19 protein-coding genes are annotated in these 21,860 nt (G+C 54.5%); 3 read left to right on the forward strand and 16 right to left on the reverse strand.

The window, feature by feature from the left end; translation table 11 throughout:
- Window positions 1–98: 98 nt before the first annotated feature.
- Entirely contained in the window at window positions 99–1,286 is a 1,188-nt protein-coding gene (gene doeB2 / locus G565_RS0114420) for a N(2)-acetyl-L-2,4-diaminobutanoate deacetylase DoeB2 (RefSeq protein ID WP_084649404.1), read from the reverse strand.
- Window positions 1,287–1,820: 534 nt separating this feature from the next.
- On the opposite strand from doeB2, the gene G565_RS24280 reads away from it, so the two are divergent.
- Complete coding sequence (locus G565_RS24280; protein ID WP_037339434.1) at window positions 1,821–2,609, forward strand: substrate-binding periplasmic protein; 789 nt, start codon at window positions 1,821–1,823, stop codon at window positions 2,607–2,609.
- Here G565_RS24280 and G565_RS0114435 read toward each other — a convergent pair.
- The 6 genes from G565_RS0114435 to G565_RS0114460 all read right to left on the reverse strand — a co-directional run bounded on the left by G565_RS0114435 (window position 2,593) and on the right by G565_RS0114460 (window position 9,426).
- Complete coding sequence (locus G565_RS0114435; protein WP_028671538.1) at window positions 2,593–3,369, reverse strand: TSUP family transporter; 777 nt, start codon at window positions 3,367–3,369, stop codon at window positions 2,593–2,595. The genes G565_RS24280 and G565_RS0114435 overlap by 17 nt on opposite strands.
- Window positions 3,370–3,463: 94 nt before the next feature.
- Window positions 3,464–5,194 carry a TorF family putative porin gene (locus tag G565_RS0114440; protein WP_028671539.1) on the reverse strand — a complete coding sequence of 577 codons (1,731 nt, stop codon included), beginning with the start codon at window positions 5,192–5,194 and terminating at the stop codon, window positions 3,464–3,466.
- 153 nt (window positions 5,195–5,347) lie between these two features.
- The gene (locus G565_RS0114445) at window positions 5,348–5,986 is read right to left on the reverse strand and encodes a class I SAM-dependent methyltransferase (protein WP_157600096.1); all 639 of its coding nucleotides are present in this window, start codon (window positions 5,984–5,986) and stop codon (window positions 5,348–5,350) included.
- A 137-nt stretch (window positions 5,987–6,123) separates the two neighbouring features.
- Window positions 6,124–6,588, reverse strand: a complete 465-nt coding sequence (locus G565_RS0114450; RefSeq protein WP_028671541.1) for an Mpo1 family 2-hydroxy fatty acid dioxygenase — start codon at window positions 6,586–6,588, stop codon at window positions 6,124–6,126.
- A 194-nt stretch (window positions 6,589–6,782) separates the two neighbouring features.
- Complete coding sequence (locus tag G565_RS26830) at window positions 6,783–6,950, reverse strand: hypothetical protein (protein ID WP_157600097.1); 168 nt, start codon at window positions 6,948–6,950, stop codon at window positions 6,783–6,785.
- Between the two features lie 247 nt (window positions 6,951–7,197).
- A complete protein-coding gene (locus G565_RS0114460) occupies window positions 7,198–9,426 on the reverse strand; it encodes a DUF1631 family protein (protein WP_028671542.1) in 2,229 nt (742 codons plus the stop codon).
- 321 nt (window positions 9,427–9,747) lie between these two features.
- Here G565_RS0114460 and G565_RS0114465 point away from each other — a divergent pair, with 321 nt between their 5' ends.
- Window positions 9,748–10,809 carry a Gfo/Idh/MocA family oxidoreductase gene (locus G565_RS0114465; protein WP_051207956.1) on the forward strand — a complete coding sequence of 354 codons (1,062 nt, stop codon included), beginning with the start codon at window positions 9,748–9,750 and terminating at the stop codon, window positions 10,807–10,809.
- A 52-nt stretch (window positions 10,810–10,861) separates the two neighbouring features.
- Here the strand turns inward: G565_RS0114465 and G565_RS0114470 are convergent, their stop codons facing one another.
- From G565_RS0114470 to G565_RS26835, 9 genes are all read right to left on the reverse strand, one after another.
- Window positions 10,862–11,710 (reverse strand): substrate-binding periplasmic protein, encoded by an 849-nt coding sequence (locus G565_RS0114470; RefSeq protein ID WP_211227186.1) that lies wholly within the window; start codon window positions 11,708–11,710, stop codon window positions 10,862–10,864.
- Window positions 11,711–11,878: 168 nt separating this feature from the next.
- The gene (locus G565_RS0114475; protein WP_028671545.1) at window positions 11,879–13,213 is read right to left on the reverse strand and encodes a GH1 family beta-glucosidase; all 1,335 of its coding nucleotides are present in this window, start codon (window positions 13,211–13,213) and stop codon (window positions 11,879–11,881) included.
- A gap of 47 nt (window positions 13,214–13,260) precedes the next feature.
- Window positions 13,261–14,127: a carbohydrate ABC transporter permease gene (locus G565_RS0114480; RefSeq protein WP_051207958.1), complete on the reverse strand. Its 867-nt coding sequence runs from the start codon at window positions 14,125–14,127 to the stop codon at window positions 13,261–13,263.
- A complete protein-coding gene (locus tag G565_RS0114485; RefSeq protein WP_245584190.1) occupies window positions 14,127–15,131 on the reverse strand; it encodes a carbohydrate ABC transporter permease in 1,005 nt (334 codons plus the stop codon). The genes G565_RS0114480 and G565_RS0114485 overlap by 1 nt, the downstream gene beginning before the upstream one ends.
- Window positions 15,132–15,215: 84 nt before the next feature.
- On the reverse strand, window positions 15,216–16,427 hold the full coding sequence (locus G565_RS0114490; protein ID WP_028671548.1) for an extracellular solute-binding protein: 1,212 nt from the start codon (window positions 16,425–16,427) through the stop codon (window positions 15,216–15,218).
- A gap of 355 nt (window positions 16,428–16,782) precedes the next feature.
- The gene (locus G565_RS0114495) at window positions 16,783–17,790 is read right to left on the reverse strand and encodes a LacI family DNA-binding transcriptional regulator (RefSeq protein WP_028671549.1); all 1,008 of its coding nucleotides are present in this window, start codon (window positions 17,788–17,790) and stop codon (window positions 16,783–16,785) included.
- A 103-nt stretch (window positions 17,791–17,893) separates the two neighbouring features.
- On the reverse strand, window positions 17,894–18,496 hold the full coding sequence (locus G565_RS0114500; protein ID WP_028671550.1) for a YitT family protein: 603 nt from the start codon (window positions 18,494–18,496) through the stop codon (window positions 17,894–17,896).
- A gap of 108 nt (window positions 18,497–18,604) precedes the next feature.
- Window positions 18,605–19,054, reverse strand: a complete 450-nt coding sequence (locus G565_RS0114505; RefSeq protein WP_028671551.1) for a methylglyoxal synthase — start codon at window positions 19,052–19,054, stop codon at window positions 18,605–18,607.
- Window positions 19,055–19,063: 9 nt separating this feature from the next.
- A complete protein-coding gene (locus G565_RS26835) occupies window positions 19,064–19,435 on the reverse strand; it encodes a VanZ family protein (RefSeq protein ID WP_037339439.1) in 372 nt (123 codons plus the stop codon).
- 123 nt (window positions 19,436–19,558) lie between these two features.
- Here G565_RS26835 and G565_RS0114515 point away from each other — a divergent pair, with 123 nt between their 5' ends.
- Complete coding sequence (locus G565_RS0114515; RefSeq protein ID WP_051207960.1) at window positions 19,559–21,805, forward strand: CHASE2 domain-containing protein; 2,247 nt, start codon at window positions 19,559–19,561, stop codon at window positions 21,803–21,805.
- Window positions 21,806–21,860: the final 55 nt, after the last annotated feature.

A 21,860-nucleotide genomic window follows, 5' to 3' on the forward strand; every position in this document is an offset into this window, starting at 1 on the left:
ACTTCTTGTTACCCGGCATGTTCGGTTTCAGGTCACGGCACCGCAACATCGGGTATGTTTTACGGCATCGTTACCCTGAACGATGCCAGACAATCCGGTCAGTCCGGAATCGGGACTCCGGCCAGGCGAGCATATATGCGCGCCACCGGGTCAATAAGAGCGTCATTAAAATCGTAATTCGGACTGTGGCACGGCACCTCGTGTGCGGGCTCACCGTCTCCGGAACCGATCAGTGCAAAAGCGCCCGGACAGACCTGCAAGTAATAGCTGAAGTCCTCCGATGCCATAATCGGCAAGCGCGTTGTTTCGCTTAACGCGTGCTCACCCAGTTGCGCAGTCAGCGCCGACCGATATTCCGACGCTTCAGCTGCATGGTTAACCGTAGCCGAATATCGTGGAAATACCTCAACCTGGCATTCAACGCCATACGCCTGTGCCGTCGCCGTGGAGATTTCCTCAATCATCTGTGTCAGCGGTTCGCGCATGGCAGGATCGGCCAGACGAAAGCTGCCTTCAAGCACGGCCTGATCCGGAATTACAGTGACGCCGCTGCGCGCATCAAAGGACGTGACGCTCAACACCGTCGCATTCTGTGCCGGTAACCGCCGACTGACGGCTTGTTGCAAGGCGACGACGATTGCCGAACCCGCCAGAACCGGGTCCCGGCACAACTCGGGCTGACTGGCATGGCCGCCCTGGCCCTTTACGACCAGTTTGAAGGTGCCGTTACCCGCCATGACCGCACCATCGGGACACACCGCCTGACCAAATGGAATCGCGGGCCAGTTGTGCCAGCCAAACACAGCATCCACACCGGCCAATGCACCATCTTCAATCATGCGCCTGGCACCATGCCCCCCCTCTTCGGCCGGTTGAAACAGAAGGGTTACCGGGCCAGGCAACACGCCTTCCTGAGACTTTAACCAGCCGGTGGCTGCAAACAAGGTGGCGGCATGGCCATCGTGACCGCATGCATGCATGCAGCCCTGATTATGTGACGACCAGGCCACACCACTGTTTTCTTCAATCGGCAAGGCATCAATATCGGCGCGCAGCGCGATATGCCGACCCGGAGCATCGGGTGCCAGTGTTGCGACGGTACCGGTATCCGCACAGACCCGCCATTCAATACCCAGGGCGGTTAACTTTTGGCGCAAGGTCGCTGCGGTGCGTTGCTCAGACCAGCTCAATTCCGGCTGGCGGTGCAAATCCCGGCGCAACGCAATGGCTTCTTCAATGGCTAATGCCCAGCTTGAACTGTCTGATGTTCGAGTGCGTGTAGACACCGTTAAATCACCTCTTGCTGTCTTGGTTTGCGTCTGCGTCAGTGCAGTAGTCGTTGCTGAACATCGCTGATCTGCGGATAAAATGTTTTGATCCCCACAGACCGTTTATCGAGCCTGTAACCCACCCTAGTTTCATAAGCAGAGGCCATGCAAGGTTTTTTTCAGGACCCGGAACGACGCGGTTGCACAGCGCTGGTTTACCGGTGTTAGACCCAGTTACTGAAAAACGCCATGAACAACCTTTTTTTCCCTTTTATTTCAATCGACTAGCGTCTTTTAGCAGGCTCTGAAACTGCTCATGAGCGACGCTGTTTTACTCACTGAAATCCCACGTTAAACGCCAGCTCCTGACACTCAATTTTCACTCCATTCCCCCTTTTTTTATTCTGGAGGGGAATAACCATTAGGCCCCTTATTATTAGGGGCATAAATCGTTTCTCATCGTAAGAAGTCTGTCGTCCGCCCAGCGAACAATTCAGCCAGCCAAGAAGTATTTGGCTATACTGTCTACTCAAACGGACACTGGATGGATTGATGCGATCTGGAATCAAAATCATTCTGCTGACAGCAACACTGGTCATCAGTCAGGCTCAGGCTCAAGTCCTGATCAGTACGGGTGGATGGCCGCCTTTCCTAACCCCTGAACAGAAGCACTTCGGTTTCATCGCTCATTTAATTTCTGATGTTTTCGCCGAATCCGGCATCGAGGTTGACTATCAGTTGGTTCCCTGGCGTCGCGCCTATGTCGGCGCCGTGTCCGGTGAATACGACGCGACTGCCGTGTGGATGGATGCACCCGACCGGCATGCCGATATGCTGTATAGCGACGCGATCCTCGATGAGCGCTTTGTTTTCTTTCACCGGGCCGGTCAGACGTTTGAATGGCAGGAATTTACAGATTTATCAGGCTTAAAGCTGGCGGGCGTTTTGGGTTACAGTTATGGCCCTGAGTTTGATGCGGCTGTTGAAGCAGGCATTCTCGACATCGAATGGGTTGCCAGTGAGGCATCGACAGTCAACATGCTGCTGGCCGGGCGGATCGATGCCTACCCGCAGGAAATCAATGTCGGGTACTTTACACTATCGAAAACGGTCAGCCCGGAGGCTGCCCGAAGAATAACCCACCACCCCAAAGCCTTGCTGGTCAATCAAAGTTACCTGCTGCTGCCGCGTTCATTGCCAGACAGTGAAGCACTGCTTGAGAACTTCAATTCCCAACTAAGAGCGTTCAGGGCGTCCGGACGCTATCAGACTTACTTTGATGCCTTTGAAGCCGGGGACTATGAACTGACCGCGACTGAGCCGGTCAGCCAGCCAGACTGATCCACCCCATCGACTGTGCAACCTGGCTGACCGACATCAGCATGCACATGGTGATTACGATGGGCCGGATCAGCCGGGCACCACCACTGAGGATGGTATGGCTGCCAACAAAAGCCCCTAGCACCTGCCCCAGCATCATGGCAAAACCGATCACCCAGACCACCTGTCCACCCGCAGAAAACACCGCCAGTGACACGACATTTGACATGAAATTCAACGGTTTGGCGGATATAGTGGCAGCCAGCAATGTTTGCCCGCGAAAGGCGACACCCGTAGCGGCGTAGAAAGAGCCGGCACCTGGCCCGAAAAAACCGTCGTAAAAGCCAACGGCAGGGGCCCAGGTCATCGTCCATTCCCGCTGCGTTTGATGCGCCTTGGTCTCGATGCTACCCAGGTTCGGCGTTAACCAGAAATACACGGCAACACTGATCAGTAAAACGGGGACTAACCACTCCAGCCAGCCGGTATCCACACCCTGCACCAGCCAACTGCCCAAAGCGGCTCCAAGCCCAACAGCGATCAATCGCCAAAACAGTGACTGGCCACGCATATGCCCCTTCAGCAGCAAAGTCACCGAAGCGGTCAGGGTTCCAACGACGCCCTGGGCTTTGTTGGTTGCCAATGCACTGACAGGTGGCACGCCCAATAACAACATGGCAGGCAATGAAATCAGCCCACCGCCTCCTGCCAGGGTATCGACCCAGCCAGCCAGCATGGCGACAGCAAACAGGATAAACAGAATGGTGAAAGACCACTCCATGGATGATTTCTCCCTGGGATTCCAATGACTCAGAGGTCGGCACAATACCTGGCAGCGATTCACGTCGACTCTCCTGAAGCCGACATGAACAGCGCTATTCCTGAAGCACCGGCATCAGACCCACACTGCTCAGATTTTGCCAGGCGCGTCGGGCATCATTATCCCGGGCAAAGCCGGTGGCGATCAAATGATAACGCTGATCAGATGCGTTCCATTGTAACACCAGAGTCGGAGGCTCTTCATTAATGGACTGGTAGGCCTGAAACCAAAGCACCTCTGGTGATACAAGTCGCTGCAACATGTCACTGGCATCGGCCTGCTGGTGAAGCTCAAGACTGTAACCATGCAACCCATCACCCAGGAAATACACATAGACATCACCGACGGGCAACCGTGCAGACTGATGCAGACTGGCAACCTGCCCCTTTCCTTCCAGCCAGGCTTGCCACTCATCGATCTGTGTTGTCGAACTGAAACGGTCCAGATAGACCCAGGCCTGGTTACGGGCGGCATCCCAGATGAGCCGGTGGCGCCCGGGCAGGCGCCGGGTCGTGTCGGTCAGCAAAGCATCCCGCATCGATGGCTCAGACATCCAGCCAGTCAACGTCGCCGGGCTTACCGGCCCGAGAATGAGGGTCCCGGGTACGTAGTTTGAATCAGGCATCACCGCTGGCGTCGAATGGGATGATGCGTCCTGCCCGGCAACGGCTGCCTGGTTTAAAGTCTGTCGATTCAGTTGGGTATTGACCCCGACATCCGGCGAAACTGAGTTCATACGCCGTATTTCCTCGGCGGTATACCGAGGCGTTCTCGCCTGTGCACTGGCGTCAACGGTACGGTTTTCGACTCGTCCATCGCTGCCAACGACCCGACGAATACGCCCTTCAATGCCACTTAGCCGCAAACGACGCCGCCAGATTTCACTGTCAGCCAACTGCTCATATTCTCCCAGAAACAGGCCTACCGGCCCCTCGGGCTCCGCCTGTGCCAGAAAGACAGGCTGTGGATCACGGTCATAGGCGATGGTGGTAAAAAACTGGCGCAAGCCCCGATACTCCATGGCCCGAACCGCTCGTTCCATGTTCGGAAATTGCCCCAATTGCAGAGTGTAAGGCCCGGCCGGGAAACATTTGCACAGTTCGGAACGTTCAATAATGGGTGGCAACGATTGGGAGAGATAGGTGGGTATCGGCTGCACCCGACGCTCGGGTTGTTCAGTGTCGACCGCATTCGCCGTATTTTGTGGCGGTGCCTGAGCGGCCTCGGCGCGAGCTCGGGCGTCACGCTCTGCGGCGGACATACGTTCGCCAAATACATAGCGCACGCCATAGCGCCAGCGCCACTGGGCAGGCATGTCTCCGCTGAAATAGTCCTGATAGCCCGCATTGGCAAATACACGCAAGCCTTCAACCAGTGGCACGCTGATGTCAGCATCGAGATGGTAGCCAAGCGCACCGGCATTCAACACCGACTCATCCGCATTGCCGACAACATTGTCGCCCGCCAAAATCAGCCCCCCCACGCCCTGAAAGCGAGCACCGGTATGGCCTTGCTGCCATATCAGCCCCATTTCGTATTGCCGGAAGTCGTGGTTCAGAGTGCCGTTGTCGGTTGGGTATTCAAGTTCGCTGTGGTAACGATAGCCAAGATCCAGACCCCAGCGCGTGTTATCCATGATCTGGACATGACTGGCCACACCCCAACCAACCGCATTTTCTCCACTGGCCAGGCCCAGGTCCATACTGAATTCCAGCGCAGGTGCTGACAATGGCAACACGCCCGCGCAGCCAACAAGCAGAGACCTCAGTGTGGTGGCCAGGCTCATGAGCGAAATCTCACTGTGGTAAACGGGGTGGCGCGCTTCATAACAAAAACAATCCGGTTAATACTCTCGGTCAGGTTATCGCCCGCATCCGGGAAAAGTTGAGCCACGCACCTCAATTGACCATTTTCAACGCCTGTTCCGGAAAGGGGCTGTCTAGTCGCCATCGCCAATCAACGGGATGTCCAGAACATAGCTGGTGGCTTTCACCGGTTGGGTGATGTCGTGCTCCCACAGCTCGGCGTTGTGTTTTTTCACCGCCCAGTCGGCCAGATCAAAGAATGGCTGCCGCCCCGGATCGGCGATCAGAATCTGACGCACGCCCGCTTTTTTAGCTCGTTTGATCAGCGTTTTCCATTCATCGGCCAAACTGTCCCAGAAACAGATATCACCACCGATCACGGTGTCGGCCATCGACAGGTCGTCGTTTTTCAACTGCTTGATCTTGCGCTGCCAAAAAACCGGCTTCAACTGATTCAGTTCGCCATGCAGTTGCAGATAAGGTTCAACAGAATCATCAGCATCAATCGACATCACTCGGGATTGGAAACGATTCATCAAGAACAGGCTGGTAGGCCCCCAACCGCAACCGATGTCAAACACCACACGACCTTCGGGAATAGGGTCAATCAACAGGTAGTCCATCAGGACGAAACTGGAGTCCCAGACCTTATTACCATGCAGATTGGCGTCACCAACACTGTACTTCAATGTTTTGATAACCGGGTGACTGGCTTTCAGAAAGGTCAAACCGTGGGCAGACATCTGGTGCCTGGACAGGGAATTTTTAGACAAAGAATTTCTCCAGTCGAGTGTGACACGTTTATAGATAAAGGGTGTAATCTACCGCACTGAACCCACGCCTTATGAACAGTAGGCAGCGATTCAGGGAATGCCAACAGTGCGTTAAAAAATCAGACAGAATGGCCCTGCTATTTCAATGGAATGCCCAGGCGCTGATAAATGAAACTCAGCAACCAGGCTGGACCAATCAACAAGAACTGAACGTCTTTGAAGAAACTGGGTTTCTTGCCTTCGATACGATGCCCCCAAAACTGTCCCACCCAGGCAGCCACGAACAATATAAGCGCAAAGACCCAAAGTGGCAGTGGCGACCCAAGTGCTTTAAAACCCAGTATAAGGGCCACGGATACGGCGACCAGAATGCCCATCCCTATCGTCAGTGTCCACGACAGACGTGAATAAAACAATATACTGACTGCGATCAGGACAACGGCCGCATTCATCACCGGATTAGGCCCAAGCGGTATCTCCCACAACAATGCCAGCACGCACCAGAAGATAACCGGCACACACACCCAATGAATTCTTTTGTTGATAGGGTTTTGATGGCTCTCGCCGTATTGGCTTAACCAGGTCTCAAGAGAGTTGGCCATGAATCATACCTCCCGCTAGGGTTGAGTCCCGTTGAAGGGTGCAACTCGACAGCATAGCGGGTCCATGGCCGGTAGAACAGCAGAGGGGAATTATTGAGATAAAATAGCCCTGCCGACACCCGGTAGGTATCGTTGAAAATGCAATTGTCGGCATCCTGCCGTAACCCGAGACTCAGTGCATCGGGTGGCGACGATCAGTTGTCGCTAAGAACCGCTATACCCTTGAGGGCCAATTCGTCTCTCACTTCCGGACGCGATAGCCGGTCCAGCGTAGTGTGGTTACCACGACGACGCGACTTGGACTTGCTGACCACACCCAAAAAGGCGAGGAACGATTGCTTGGCGGTTGCTTTCTTCTCCATTGTGTTCACCTTGAACTCAGTATTCTGAGGTTTAGTACCCGGCTTTACCGTCAGATTGTGCGTGTCAGAATGGGTACTTGAATACTGTACTATGAACGCTGGTTACATTCTGCGCACAAATCAGACAAACATTTATAACTTAGCGTCGTCAATGACTGTTCGCATACAGTCGCCCGCTATACGCAAACCCCGGACAATAAAAAACCCGCTGAAGCAGCGGGTCTGTTTGGGGCAATCGGGTGACGAATCAGTGTCGGGTTTTTTCCGGCTCACCCAGCTCGGATACCAGCGTATCAATCATCCGGTCAAACAGCGGCGCATCGTCAACCAGACGGAATCCGTCGTTGCGCAAAGCCATAGCCAGGCCAATAGCAGAGCGTTCTGCCACTTTGTTGCTCTGATGATCGGTAAAAATGTACTTGCTGCCCATACCCACAATAGCCGTCAAACACCCTCGCTCAATTTTGCCCGACTGGTTTTCAATATCGAACCAGGCCCCGGTTTCAAACGTTTCAACCATGTCCATATAATAGGTCAGGTCGGCCGGCTTGTGCTGAATGACCGGTTCATCGACTGGCAGTGGCTGCGGCTGCTCAACCAGCTCATCCGCGCGAGCCGAACGCTCAGTAAAGGCGTCCAGCCGCTCCTGATCCGCCCAGACACTCTCAGACAGTGGCTGGTGCCGGGGCTGGTGCCATTCATCAATGGCTGACATCAGGCGGTCGCGTTCGCCTTCGTTCAGACCCAATGCTTTAAGACCATCGTGCAGGCCGGAACGTAGATTCGGCAGCAGCCGCGCAAAGCGCGTCGACTCCGTTACCTGAATGTTCGGCTGCAAGCTCCAGACCAGTTCCCTGGCAATTCGGGCACTGGTTTTCCAGGCTTTGCCTTCGCCATGGGTGGTGTAGATGCCGCGCATCAACCGGTACCAATGACGCTTGAGCAAATGCTCGGCATCCTCGGGCAATGTTTCGCCTTCGAGCAGGGCTTCCATAAACAGCCTTGCCCTGTCCTGGTTCTGGTGCTCTTTGAACTGAGTTTCCTCAGCCTCGACCATGGGCGATACACGAGCTTGCGCGACGGCATCGTACTCCGCCTTGAGATCATCAAATTCACTCAATGCCGAGTCAAACATGGTCAAATCGGATTCAAACTCGTGATTCAGACGCGTAACAATGCGCTCCATACCATCAAGCAGAACGTCGTCTTCAAGGTGCTCGTCAGGCTGCCAGCCGGTTGCGGCGCGCGCCATCCGGTTAAGCAAAAGGCGAGCCGAATGTTCCGACTCGGTAAAGAACTCCTTGTCGAGCAAGGCGACTTTGATGATTGGAATTTGCATACGCGCCATCAATTGTTTCATGTGCGCCGAGAGCTTCTGATCATCAAGAATGTATTCAAACAGCATCGCCACCAGCGAAACCGTACCCGCTTCCTGGGTTCCCTGAACCTGGGCCGTCACTTGCTGCGCCTGAGCCTGAGCCCAGAGTTTCATTTCTCCCAGATCAAGCGATACCGGCGCCGCACTGGCCTGGGCCTGCACTCGGGTCAGATTGCCCATCAACGCCTGTAAAGCGTCAGCCGCAACCATGACCCCTTGCCCGCCCGAGCCAGCCATTCCCGCGCCCGCGTTGTAACCACCCGCTCCCGAACCGGAGAATCCGCCACCGGCATAACCACCCGGCTGAGCTTGGCCGCCCGGGTGTTCACCGTACATTCGCTGGCTCAACATCTGACCCAGTTGTTCAAACGTTTCTGAACTGGACATATCCGGCCGATTCTGGGTCGACGCATTGATCAGTTTCAGATTGGGCAAAATGCCTTCTTCAATCAACCAGTTGTTGTTGGATTGGTAAAATACCAGCAACTTGGAGACGGCTTTCTGGTCAAACAACCTAAACAGCAGAAGCGTGGTCTTCAGTGACCAGTTACCGCCTTCCAGTGCGCTCATGGCCATGCGGCCAAGGACTTCAGGATTGAAGGGCGTCTGCTCATTATTGAGATCTTTGCGTCCGGTCAGCACACCAAGCCGTTCCCGGAAAGCCAGCCACTGGTCGCCGGAGCGCTCAAGAATTCGATTGGTAAAGCTGTCGATGGCCAGACCGCGCTCCAGAGTGTCGTCTTCTATCAGCGACAATTCGGTCACTTTCGGCGCTGCATCCGTCGTTTCAGCCTCCACCTGCCCTTTGGCCACCTCATCGGTATAGGTTTTTACCCCTTTGATAATGGCTTCCCGAATGCTGTTTTTCTCAAGTCTCAAGGCCCGCAGGCTGTCAAAATAAGCACCGGACTCAAAACCATCGGTGGTTTTTTCAGCCAACCGGAACAGGAAGTCATCAGAGGCGACAAAGAACTCGTCCAGCAAGGCCGGCAACAGCGCAACAAACCGTCGCGATAGCGCGTCCAGCCTTGCTGTATCGGCTTTGTGCGGTACTTTGCTGAGGTGTTGGCGCAGGTCTGTAACCTTGGCTGTGTTCATTGTCGTTCCACTTGGAGTAACGTTAGGCTGCCTAATGTACGGCATCTAACGGGTAATTCTGGGACACAGTTCACTCTGTTCCGGAGCCAGACCAGGCAAAGCCTTAAAGTGTCGACTGCGTCACCATTTCGACTCTTTTCATCCGGGTGGAACAGTCAATCTATTGGCTTATTACTTCATGTCTCTCTTTCTTTGTGACAGGCGGCAACTTTATGGCGCCATATTCTCCCCAACTGCTGTTACAGTTTGATACTTGTGGCCAGCCTGAGGGACTGGGTTAAATGTCCCCCTACGAAGGCATTCAAAAAAGGAGCCGCATTCATGGCATACCCCGCCATTCGAACTGGAATCATCGGCTATGGCCTGTCAGGACGGGTTTTCCATGCACCTTTTATACAGGGTACGCCTGAGTTTGAATTAACAGCAGTGTGCAGCCGGCAACCCGAGGCTATTCACGAGCGCTACCCAGACACGACCGTGGTGGAGGATGCTGGCCAACTGATTGCATCGCAGCTCGACCTGATCATCATTACTGCGCCCAACGCTCTGCATTTTCCACTCGCAGAAGCGGCCCTGAAAGCGGGTAAGGATGTTTTACTGGAGAAGCCTTCAGTCACCTCGCTGCAAGAAATAGAGACGCTGACACAGCTGGCCAAAACACAAAACCGTTTGCTCACGGTCTATCAAAACCGCCGGTTCGATGGCGATTTTCTGCACCTGAAAGCTCTGATCAATTCCGGAGAGCTTGGCGCACTGAAGCACCTGACCAGCCGGTTTGACCGTTTTCGGCCCATCCCGCAGAATCGCTGGCGGGAACAACCCGGGCCAGCCAGCGGCATTTTCTGGGATCTGGGACCGCACTTACTGGATCAGGCATTGCATTTACTGGGCTCACCCGACTCCCTGCAAGCAAGCCTGAAAGTTCTGCGCACCGGGGGCACCACACCCGACTGGTTTGAAGTCATGTTGTATTACCCGGATTTGCAGGTGACGCTTGGCTCGACACCTTTTGAAGCGGGGCCTATGCGACGTTTTAACGCCCGTTTCGAACAGGGTAGCTGGCACTGTTGGGGGCTGGATCCTCAGGAGGAAGCACTGCGCGGCGGCCAAATGCCCTGGCTTGCGGCCTATCCCGACGCAGGCCAGGCACAGACAGCAAAACGGTACAGTGCCTCTGACGACGGGCGCGTTACAGAGCAGCCCGATGACTGCTCTGCCGGGCAGTATCAAGCCTATTTCAAGAGCCTTGCCAGGGCCATTCACACCCGAAGCGAGCCCCCCGTCAGTCTGAACGATGCTCGCGCTCTGCTCTACACACTTGAACTGGCAGAGCAATCGTCTAGCGAAGGGAAACGTCTGGACTGGAACTATTCTCAGCCCTAACGGGATTTCTGGTCTCAGCCCTAACGGGCTTGCTGGTCTCAGCTCAACAGGCTTACTGGCGGGTCAGAGACCAGGCATCCAGCCCATCATTCAGTGCACGCTGAGCCGTACCGTCGGCAACAAGTTCCGCCATGATTCGATTCAGCTCAGTGCGAAGTGCCTCGGTGTTGCACGGTGAGCGCCGTGATATGGTCAGGAACAACCCCTCTGCACTGATGGGCGGCTCTATCTGCTCAATGACAAAATCGAGATCAAGTTCAGCCGCATAGGCCAGCCCCGGATATTCCTCATAAAGGACGTAGTCGACCCGACCCTGGGCCAGCATGCGAAACGCCTGAGGCAGGCTGGTGACGTTATCAATGCTCAGATTAACACTGGCATACTCATCGAAATTCTGCCCGAAGCTGTTATTGATTACGGTTGCACCTTCATACGACTTAAGGTCGGCCCACTCGCTGTATTCAAAGGCCACTAGCGATCGCTTCCAGACCACCGAGCGGGTAGTCAGAAAGGCCGGTTCTATATAATCCATATAGGCCAGTCGCGGCATCGTGAAAAAGGCGCCGGCAATAAGATCTATGCGCCCTACCCTGACTTCCTCCTGAGCTCGGGACCAGGGACCGGTGTAGATAACTTCGATCGGAATCCCCAGGCGTTCACTCAGCGCTTCCATGATGGTCTTATTGGCACCGATCAAACCGCGTCGTGACCCGGGTTCCTGCCACAAATACGGAGGATATTCGGGGTTACCGGTAGCGGTCAGACGGGAACAGCCGAGCCCCGACTCGGTCGTCGCAGGTGTGCCAATCACACTTTGCTCGGCCTGTACGGCGGCCAAAAAAGAGATTGAACCGATCAGCACCAGGCGTTGCAACCAGCTGGACGCGCTCAAAATCATCATTCGCGCCCCATTTCGGACGAAAGACCCGTCAAGATCATGTGTTCACTCTATTCATGCGGATTCAACCCCTTTGTCCTGCTCCTCCCTGATCCGGACTCCTAAGCTTAATAATAGATGCGTAGTTGAAAAATCACAAAACCCGGAGATCACTCCGGGCAGACACATCGCTCAGCGGGCGGCTAAAAACGCCTTGAACGCCAGTGCACTGGCTTTTGGCGTTCTTACCTGGGTGTCATAATTTACATGCACAATACCAAAGCGCTGGCTGTAGCCTTCGGCCCATTCGAAGTTGTCCATCAAACTCCAGGCAAAATAGCCCTGAACATCAACCCCGGCCTCTATCGCTTTGTCTACTGCGTTCAAATGCGCGTCATAATAGCCGACACGCAACTGGTCATTCACCTCGCCATTGGTGACCGGCGTATTGTCGGCTGCCCCATTTTCAGTGATGTAAACGGGCGGCAAGTTGTCATAACGAGCCTTGAACCCGGTCAGCAGATCGGTCAGCCCTTGCGGGTAGATTTCCCAGCCGATGTCAGTTTTAGCAGCCTGTTGCTCGACACCGTCGTAATCATTCTCACCGCTACTGGTAATCACCGCCCGGGTGTAAAAATTGATGCCGAGAAAATCGAGATCGGCTGCAATAATGTCCATATCACCCGGGTAGACCGTAGGCATCCATTCCGGATGTCGCTCTTGAACGGCTGCTGGGTAGTGACTGGTCAGCAGTGGTTCAAGGTAGAAATGGCTGTTTTCTTCGTCACTGTAGGCCGCTGCGATCCGGTCTGCTTCCGAGTCCGTTTCCGGGTAGGCCGGGGTAAAGTTAAGAACTATACCATGCTCCGCTTTGGGAGCATTGGACCGCATTGCTGGCAAGGCCAGGCCGTGAGCAAGCAGCAGATGATGAGCAGCCTGAAACCCCAGTCGGTCGTCTTTCAGGCCAGGTGCATGAATACCAAGCCGGTAACTTAGAAAGGCTGAGCACCAGGGCTCGTTCAGGGTCGCGTAACTGCTGACCCTGTCGCCCAACACGCGGGTGACGCGGTCGGCGTAATCGGCGAAGCGGTAAGCGGTATCCCGGTTGACCCAGCCGCCGCGTTCACCCAGGTACTGTGGCAAATCCCAGTGATACAGTGTGGCGTAGGGTTTAATGCCCCGTTCAAGCATGCCATCGACCAGCCGGTCATAAAAATCAAACCCCTTGTCATTCCAAACGCCGGATTCAGGCTCGATTCTTGGCCAGGCGATGGAGAAACGATAGGCATCGAATCCGAGTGACTTGATCATGTCCAGGTCATCGGCCCAACGATGGTAGTGGTCGCAGGCGGGCATGCCATTGTCGCCACCGAGTACACGGCCCGGGGTGTCACAGAAGCGGTCCCAGATGCTTTCACCACGGCCATCTTCTGTCGTTGCACCTTCTACCTGAAAAGAAGCGGTAGCGACGCCCAACAAAAATTCACGTCGTTGCAAAGGGGATGATTCGGGTAACTTAAAACTCATACACTACTCCTAAATACCAGGGGCAGACTCCGCCCGCCCAATACACATCAGTTTTTAACGGCGCCGCTGGTCAGGCCGCTGATCATTTGCTTGCTGGCAGTCATGTAAATAACCACCAATGGCAGTATCGAGATAAAGGTTCCCAGCATCAGGGCACCCCAGGGCGTATTCGGCACACCCTGCACGCTGCGCAACATCTGGGTGATCACCATCTTGTCGCTGCTGGTCAGTACGACCAGCGGTTGCAAAAAGTTGTTCCATAAAAACACGAATTGCACGATCGCCAGCGTGGCCAGGCCTGGCCGCAATAACGGCAACACAACGCTCCAGTAGGTCCGAAAAGCACTGGCTCCGTCGAGTTTGGCTGCCTCCAGTAAATCTTTGGGCACCGATGCCACCACGTACTGACGAATCAGGAAAATGCCGAAGGGGTTGATACTGAATGGCAACCAGACAGCCAGGTGTGTGTTGCTCAGACCAATGGTGTTGATCACCATGTAATAGGGAATCAACGTCAGTATGGGGGGCAGCATCATTGAACAGATCATCATGCCGAACAGCACTTTGCGCCCCCGGAACTCAAACACCGCCAATGCGTAACCACACATGCTGCAAAACAGCAACGACGTCACCGTACCCAGCAAAGCCACTGAAAAGCTGTTAAACATGCCCACCCAGAAATCCATGATATCCAGCAAGCGGTGGTAGTTGGCGACCAACTGATCTCCCAATGCCAGGTTTAGCCCGGAGCTGAACATGGTGCTGCGGTCGTGCGTGGCCATCAGTAATGACCACAGAAAGGGAAAGACAGTGAATACAACGGCCGTCAGCAGGGCAGTCCACAACATGGCTTTGCCCAGGGTGTGAAACACGCCGTCAAGGCTCTGTTTTTGTGCAGTTGTCAGGGTTTTCATTAATCTCCCCCCAGGCCACGACGGCCAAAGAACCAGAAATACAGACCGGTGAACACGCCAATAACCATGAACAGGATCCATGAGATGGCAGCGGCGCTGCCCATATCGAGCCACTCCCAGGCAACGCGGTAGAGATAATTGGATATGGTCATGCCGTTGGTGGATGCCTGCTGCAAGCCACGGGTCAGCACATAGGGTTCGTCAAACAAATTCATGTTGCCAATAATGGTGAGCGTAACCGCAAAAAAGATGAACGGACGCAACAGGGGTAATGCAATACGGGTAAACCGTTGCCAGCTGTTGGCACCGTCAATAATGGCCGCTTCATAGAGTTCATCGGAAATGGTCGCCAGTCCGGCAGTGTAAATCACAATGTTAAAACCCACGTATTTCCAAAACACCACAAAAGAAACCGAGTAACGAATCAGACTGTTTTCCTGCACCCAACCCAGAGGCATCACCCCGTTCAGCCAACCAAATGCCCAGCCGGTCAGGCTGCCATTGGCAAGGCCGGTTAATGCCTGATTGATAATGCCACTCTCTTTGGAAAACATGACAAAGAAAATCATCGAGATGGCGATGGTTGATGTCACGTAAGGTAAAAAATAGGCCGTTGTGAGCCAGTGGCGCGCGCGTGAACCCAGTTGAACCAGCAAATACGCCAGCGGTAACGCAACAAGATGCTGGGGGATGCCTGAATACAAGGCCATCAGCAGCGTATTCCACAGCGTTTGCCACAGAGTAGGATCGGTCAGGCTAAGCGCGTAGTTTTCCAGCCCGACATACTCCATGGTTCCCAGGCCAGCTACGGGGTTCCAGGTATGAAACGACAGATAGATCATAAACAGCACCGGGAAGATACCGAAGGTGCCAAAAATAATAATGTAGGGAGACATAAACCAGTAAGGCGTGGTTTTATGCCAGAACGTACGCTGACGGTCCGACTTGTCGCGCTGGGCGTTTTCCTGCACGGTGGTCGGATCGGTCATTTCGGTGGTCGTCATTGCCGCAATCCGGAAGGTTGAATGAATTGGAAATAAAAAGGCGGCATCAGTGGTGATGCCGCCCTGGGCGCTTACAAGGATCGATTAGCGCACGCGACGCTTGATTTGACGTTCAGCATTGGCCAGCGCTGTATCGATGTCCATACCATCGTTCAACACTTGTTCCAGAGCGGTACTGATCAGCGACTCGGCAATCTGATCACCTTCATTCGGTTCAACCGGGGTGACGTTTTCTGCGATGTCAGCAAACAGCACCCGGGCTCTCTGGCCGCGCAAAAAGTCGACGGGCTCGTTAAACATTGGATCATCGTAGGTCGCCGTATGCGCCGGGAAGGCGGCGATGTTCTTAAAACCAGCCAGTTGAATCTCTTCACTGATCATGTATTCGATCAGGTCCCAGGCAGCTTCAGGTTGATCAGACTGACGCGGAATAGCGAGAAAAGAGCCACCCCAGGTACCGTAGGTGTTATCAGGCAAATTACTGACACCCCAATTGCCTGACGTCTCCGGTGCCATCCAGTTTTGCAGGTGGCCCAACAACCAGGCACCTGACATTTGCGTGGCAAAGCGACCTTCGCGGAAACCGGCATACCATTCTTCGGTCCACTCAGAAATATTGGCGTCCATGCCTTCATCGCGTACCGTTTTGGCCAGTTCGAAGGCCCGCTTAAAGCGCTCGGTGGTCACCAGCGACTCGCCTTCTGAATCAAAATAAAGGCCGTTGCCGGGTTCAACGTTGAAATTCCAGTACGCGGTAGCGATGGCATTGGCGTTGCCAATCAACAGGATATTGTCTTCTTTCAGAGCGCGGCCATAATCGAGGTAAGATTCCCAGTCGGTCATGACTGCACCGAGGTCGTAGCCCATGTCTTCCATGTAATCGCGACGGTAATAGACCACACCCGGCCCCAGATCGACAGGAACGGCATACTGGTTACCATCGCTACCCTGGCCCTGCGTTACCGCATAGGGGGCAAAACTGTCACTGTGGGGAGCAAACTGGTCGCTGAGGTCGTAGAAACCGCCCTGATTCACGAACGAGCCAACGAAATTACGGTCGATCAGCACCACATCGCCTGCGCCGCTGCCGGTCGCCAGGTTGGTCTTGAGTTTGTCGTGGTGACCACCGTGCTCATTCATCAGCATGTCAACATTGTGAGCCGGGAAACCGTCCAGTATGGCCTCTAACTGACTGTCGTAATCAGGAAACCCATCCAGCCTCAGATCGGCCGCCATGGCGCCACTGGTCAGCGTGAGCGTGGCCAGTGCCAGGCCCAGTCCGTGTGTATGCTTCATAGTAATCTCTCCAGACAACTTTTTGTTTTTGTGATTTGGTACTGCACTGCGCCCTGTGAAGCACAGCAGCCGATGCGACTGCTTTAAAAGCAATGTCATGTAACCGGTTACATAACGATAATGAGAGAAGACTTACCTGTCAACACGTTACGCCTTGTTTTGGTCAAATATACGGGTGGTTTGGCTGTCATGCTGCCTGGCAACAGGCAGGAAAAGCTTTCGCGGTGTAACCGGTTACAATTTATCACAGAAAGAATCCGGTAAATGCGGGGCGCAAGGGGTAGGCATTAAATGAAGTGCCTGGAGTCACTGACACTGTGAACTGAAGCCAAACTTTACGCTTGGGTCACTGGTTCTACCCTGGCTTATACGCCCCGGTAGAGGCACGCTCGATTAAAGTAGGTTGAAACAGATGCTGTACCTTAAACGTAGCCCCTTCTCCCAGGTTGAGTGCAAGCCGGCCGGCCTCTGCTCCGAATTGCTCGATCGGAACCCGCACAGTAGTGAGGCCCGGTTCAATATAGCCAGCCATGACAACATCATCGTAGCCAACGACGCTGCAATCGTCGGGCACTTTCAGCCCGTTGCGCCTAAACGCCTTGACTACGCCAATCGCCATCAAGTCATTGCCCGCAACCAAACCGGAGAAGTGAGTGTCCCGTCGAAATAAACGCTCCAAAGCAGCTTCACCACCCTGCTCCAGGTAGTCACCTTCAACCACCAGTTGTTCATCATAGGGAATGTCAGCCATTTTCAGGGCATTGCGATAACCGGTCAGGCGATCCCGTGCGTCAGACTTGTAGAGTGGGCCGGTGATGCAAGCGATACGGCGGTGACCAAGGTCAATAAGATGTTGTGTCGCCAGACAGCCACCGGCTTCGTTATCGAGGTATATGCATTGTTCGACCAGCTCCGGAATCAGTCGGTTGACCAGAATAATGGGGGTCGCCTCAGCATCAACCCGCTTCAGGATCTCGGCGTCGGACATCAGATCCAGGTGCAGGATCAGCGCGTCGCAGCGGCGCTTGAGCAAGAACTCGATAGAATCCCGTTCTTCCGCAAGCGTGGCATGACCACTGGTGATGATCAGATGCTTGCCTTCATCGCGTATGACCCGCTCCGCAAACTGCATCATCTCGCCAAAGAACGGACCGGAAAGCTCGCCAACGACCATACCAATGGTTTCGGACTTATTCGTGGCCAGACTGCGAGCAAAAGAGTTGGGTTCATAACCGAGCGCCGACATGGCTTCAAGCACTTTTTGGCGGGTCGCTTCCACTACCTTCTGATTACCATTAACCACCCGGCTTACGGTGGCAACCGAAACACCGGCTCGCTTGGAGACTTCCCGAATAGTGGCCATACATCCGTTCCTGTTCGTAGATTTATTGCGCCAACACAACCGACGCACCCGCAGGTTGTTGAAGTTCGCTGAAACTCAGCAACCGGCCAGTTGAACACAAGCGTCAGGTGATCTGATACCGGCCGGGCTTATGATTCAGGGCGATAACCATGTTGAGCGCCAGGGCCCCAACAACAGACAGCACCAGCATCGGCAATGACACCAGAAAGAAACCCACCGCCACAATGCACACATCGACCGTCATTTGCACCCTGCCCGCATTCACGCCAAATCGCTGCTGAAGATAATACGCTAATATTCCCACTCCGCCGAGACTGGCAACGTGTCGAAACAGTATCAACATGCCGGTGCCAATTAAAAAACCACCCATTAAAGCTGCAAACACCGGGTTCACCTTCTGCAGACCTATCAGGTATGGCAAGCCTTCAACCATTACTGATACACAGGCCACCGAAATAAAAGTATTGATCGCAAAGCGCCAACCCAGCCTGCTCACGGCCAGCCAGTAAAAAGGCAGATTAATGATAAAAAACAACAGACCGAAATCGATGGCAGTCACCTTGGCTAACACCAGTGCCAACCCGGCTGTACCGCCAGTCAGCATGCCATGGTATTGAAACAACAGCAGACCAAAGGACACAAATGCGGCACCGACGGTAAGCGCGAACAGATCTTCAAATAGCGAGTGAGTGTGTTTTTGCTTCAACAGAGTTCTCCGGGAATTTTACAACTGAGGGCACTGTCTGGTGCGCCAGAATACCTGGCTGACGCAAGGGGCTGAACCAGCCCATTGCGCATTGGATACGACACCAGGTTAGTCGTCAGCCGGGGTAATACGCTGGGTATAGATTGAAAAATCAGGTTGTGCGGGTGTGTAGTCACTGTGCAGCAGCGGTGACTGAATCATAAAATCGGCACTCGCCCGGTTACAGGCTACCGGAATATTGTACAGTGCAGCGATGCGCAACAGGGCTTTGATATCCGGGTCGTGCGGTTGAGGTTCAAGCGGATCCCAGAAAAATATCAGCAAATCGATGTCACCTTCGGCAATTTTGGCGCCAATTTGCTGGTCACCCCCCAAAGGCCCGCTCAGCAGTTTTTGCACTGACCGGTTCAACCCTTTTTCGATCAATTTCCCGGTAGTACCGGTCGCATAAATCCCCAGCGATTCAAACAACGCCTGATTCTCCTGCGCCCAGGCAACCAGCTCCTTTTTCTTATTATCGTGAGCGACCAGCGCTACATTTCGATTCAGTTTAGCCATTGTGGTTCCTCAGTGAGTGGGGTGTAAGCGATGTTTGAGCCGATCCCAGAGGCTGACAAGCCCGAGGCCAATCAGCAGACCCGCCCCGTTTGCAACAGCATCGGCCAGGCTGAACATCCGATAGGTCGTCAACCCCTGGGCGCCTTCGAGTGTAAAGCTGGCGAACCAGAGCATCACTACCAACCGCAGTCTTGCTGACCAGCCAAGGCACCCCAGGGCGCCCAGGGCGCCCCAGCCAATCAGATGATTCACTTTGTCATTGGGAGAGAATTCCGGATGCCCCAGTGGCAAGAGCGACAAGACAGTAATGATCAGGAACACTGTCCAGAACAAGCCGCGGATAATGCAAGGGGACAGCCCATATCGCCAGTTGGTCTTCAAAATCGGGATCCTCCGGTGCGGGATTGTTCGCGCAACGTTTGTATCAGTCATGCGGGACAGAGCAACGAGTTTACCATATCCTGCACACTAACAACGACACGCTACTCAAGGTCATATCGCGTCATGGCATCGCCAAAGTCACAGTATATAACGCCCCGTGTATTGCGCTGGGGAGCGCTGCTGTCAGGCGTGCTGATTACCCTCTCGCTAGCCGGATATCATCTGTTCCAGGGTCGCTATGACCAGACGTCGCTGATCAAACGACTCGACTACATCCTCTACGATTGGCGATTTAACCTGTTTGACAGTTCGAAGCTCTTTGCCCGCAGTGATGCCAATATTGTGATCGTCGACATAGATGAGAGCAGCCTTTTCGCTGAGGGACGCTGGCCCTGGCCCAGAGACAAACTGGCCACTCTGACCCGACAGCTCACTGAGGCCGGGGCTGTGGTCATCGGTTTCGACATCCTGATGTCCGAACCTCAGCAGAACCCGACCCGACGGTTACAGGAACTGGCCCGTCAGTCGGGAGAGACCGCCATGGCTGATGCCCTGGCACGCTTTGCAGACCTGACTGAATACGATCAGCAACTGGCCGATGCCTTCGCCAATGTCGATGTGGTCACGCCTTTTCTGTTCCATGAAAACGCCGCCACGCGATCAGGGCAATTGCCACCACCCGTCTATTCACTCAGCTCCGACCAGGCCGACCGACTCTTGGCTGTGCAAGCCAATGGCTACACCGGTGCGCTGCCCATCCTGCAGCGCGCCGCGGTCGGAGCTGGCTTTATTGTCCCGGCCATTGACGGAGATGGCGTACTGCGCAGTGCGCCGCTAGTCACCCAGTTCGACGGCGCTTTGTACCCTTCACTCTCGCTGTCAATGGGCCTGGCCTACTACCTTCTCGACGATATTGACCTGTCAGTCGCCCGCTACAACGATCAGCTCGACATCATCAATTGGTTGCAATTCGCCGACCAGCGCATTCGCACTGATGTGGCCGGGCGGGTTCTTATCCCCTACCTCGGTGGCCAGGGTCAATTCCCTTATTTGTCGGCAACCGATGTCCTCAACCAACGCATAGATACCACCGTGCTGGAGAATGCCCTGGTCCTGGTCGGGACCTCATCCGTTGGACTGGCCGACTTACGCACTACACCGGTCGGCACACAGTTTCCCGGTGTTGAAATACATGCAACGCTGCTCAATGCCCTGCTCGCCGGGGACTTTCCGTACACCCCGGATGTAGCTCACTCCCTGACCGCTCTGATCCTACTGATTCTGGGCATCATCTACTCCACCATCTCCAGTCGGGTGGGCCCGATGGGACTGGTTTTTGCCACGCTGGTCTTACTGGCCGTCATGATCGGGGTGAATTTCTATTTCTGGCAATACCAGAAAGTGGCCTTGCCGCTGGCCAGCAGTCTGCTACTGACGATCAGCCTCGGTGGCTTGCACCTGTTGCAGGGGTTTTTGGGTGAGCGTCGCACCAAGCAACACATCAGCTCTGTGTTTGGCCAATATGTACCTCAGGCCCACATTGATCACATGCTGGCGCATCCAAACGAATACGGCTTTGCGGGTGAAAACCGGGAAATGACAGTGCTGTTTTCCGACATTCGCTCTTTCACCACGATCTCGGAGTCACTGGATGCGACTGAACTGAAAGACTTGCTCAACCGTTACTTCACCCCGATCACCGAGTCGATTTTCAATCATCAGGGCACGATCGACAAATACGTCGGAGACATGGTGATGGCATTCTGGGGGGCTCCGCTGAAAGACCCCCTGCACGCACGCCATGCCCTTGAAGCAGCGATGGACATGATCGACACCCTGGCCGTGCTGAACCCGGAACTCAATGACCTCGGCTACCCTTCCATCGATGTCGGCATCGGCCTGAACACAGGTCCCATGAATGTCGGGGACATGGGCTCCCATTTTCGGCGGGCCTATACGGTGCTGGGTGACTCGGTCAACCTGGGCGCGCGACTGGAGGGCCTGACCAAATATTACGGTGTTAAAATTCTGGTCGGACCCGCTACCTGTTCTGCCATCGATGACTGGGTATTTCGGCCCGTCGATCGTATTCGAGTTAAGGGCAAACTGGAGCCGGTCTCTGTCTATGAGCCTATTTCCAGAAAAGCAGCCGTCTCAATTGAGTGGCAACAGGAACTCGCTCTATGGGCAACCACCTACCAGAATTACCTGAACCGGGACTGGGTGCTCACCCGTCAGCAATTGCTTGAGCTGAGCAGCCTGAGCGACAGACCAAGATTATACCAGGTGTATCTGGACCGGCTGACTGAACTGGAAACCGAAGGGGTGCCACCCGACTGGGATGGAACCTACACTCACACCAGCAAGTAAAGCCAGACTGCAATCACACAGTATCCGGGCGTTAAGTGCCGGATTGACTGAGCAA

Origin of the sequence: Saccharospirillum impatiens DSM 12546 (assembly GCF_000423605.1) — a bacterium.
Lineage (GTDB): Bacteria > Pseudomonadota > Gammaproteobacteria > Pseudomonadales > Natronospirillaceae > Saccharospirillum > Saccharospirillum impatiens.

Excerpts from the sequence above, each read along its gene's own strand:
- G565_RS26830 (WP_157600097.1), bottom strand. The coding sequence starts at position 6,950 with ATGGAGAAGAAAGCAACCGCCAAGCAATCGTTCCTCGCCTTTTTGGGT.
- G565_RS0114435 (WP_028671538.1), bottom strand. The coding sequence starts at position 3,369 with ATGGAGTGGTCTTTCACCATTCTGTTTATCCTGTTTGCTGTCGCCATG.
- G565_RS0114470 (WP_211227186.1), bottom strand. The coding sequence starts at position 11,710 with ATGATGATTTTGAGCGCGTCCAGCTGGTTGCAACGCCTGGTGCTGATC.
- G565_RS0114475 (WP_028671545.1), bottom strand. The coding sequence starts at position 13,213 with ATGAGTTTTAAGTTACCCGAATCATCCCCTTTGCAACGACGTGAATTT.
- G565_RS0114490 (WP_028671548.1), bottom strand. The coding sequence starts at position 16,427 with ATGAAGCATACACACGGACTGGGCCTGGCACTGGCCACGCTCACGCTG.
- G565_RS0114440 (WP_028671539.1), bottom strand. The coding sequence starts at position 5,194 with ATGAGCCTGGCCACCACACTGAGGTCTCTGCTTGTTGGCTGCGCGGGC.
- G565_RS0114460 (WP_028671542.1), bottom strand. The coding sequence starts at position 9,426 with ATGAACACAGCCAAGGTTACAGACCTGCGCCAACACCTCAGCAAAGTA.
- G565_RS0114495 (WP_028671549.1), bottom strand. The coding sequence starts at position 17,790 with ATGGCCACTATTCGGGAAGTCTCCAAGCGAGCCGGTGTTTCGGTTGCC.
- G565_RS0114480 (WP_051207958.1), bottom strand. The coding sequence starts at position 14,127 with ATGAAAACCCTGACAACTGCACAAAAACAGAGCCTTGACGGCGTGTTT.
- G565_RS0114515 (WP_051207960.1), top strand. The coding sequence starts at position 19,559 with ATGGCATCGCCAAAGTCACAGTATATAACGCCCCGTGTATTGCGCTGG.
- G565_RS0114485 (WP_245584190.1), bottom strand. The coding sequence starts at position 15,131 with ATGACGACCACCGAAATGACCGATCCGACCACCGTGCAGGAAAACGCC.
- G565_RS0114505 (WP_028671551.1), bottom strand. The coding sequence starts at position 19,054 with ATGGCTAAACTGAATCGAAATGTAGCGCTGGTCGCTCACGATAATAAG.
- G565_RS24280 (WP_037339434.1), top strand. The coding sequence starts at position 1,821 with ATGCGATCTGGAATCAAAATCATTCTGCTGACAGCAACACTGGTCATC.
- G565_RS0114465 (WP_051207956.1), top strand. The coding sequence starts at position 9,748 with ATGGCATACCCCGCCATTCGAACTGGAATCATCGGCTATGGCCTGTCA.
- G565_RS0114450 (WP_028671541.1), bottom strand. The coding sequence starts at position 6,588 with ATGGCCAACTCTCTTGAGACCTGGTTAAGCCAATACGGCGAGAGCCAT.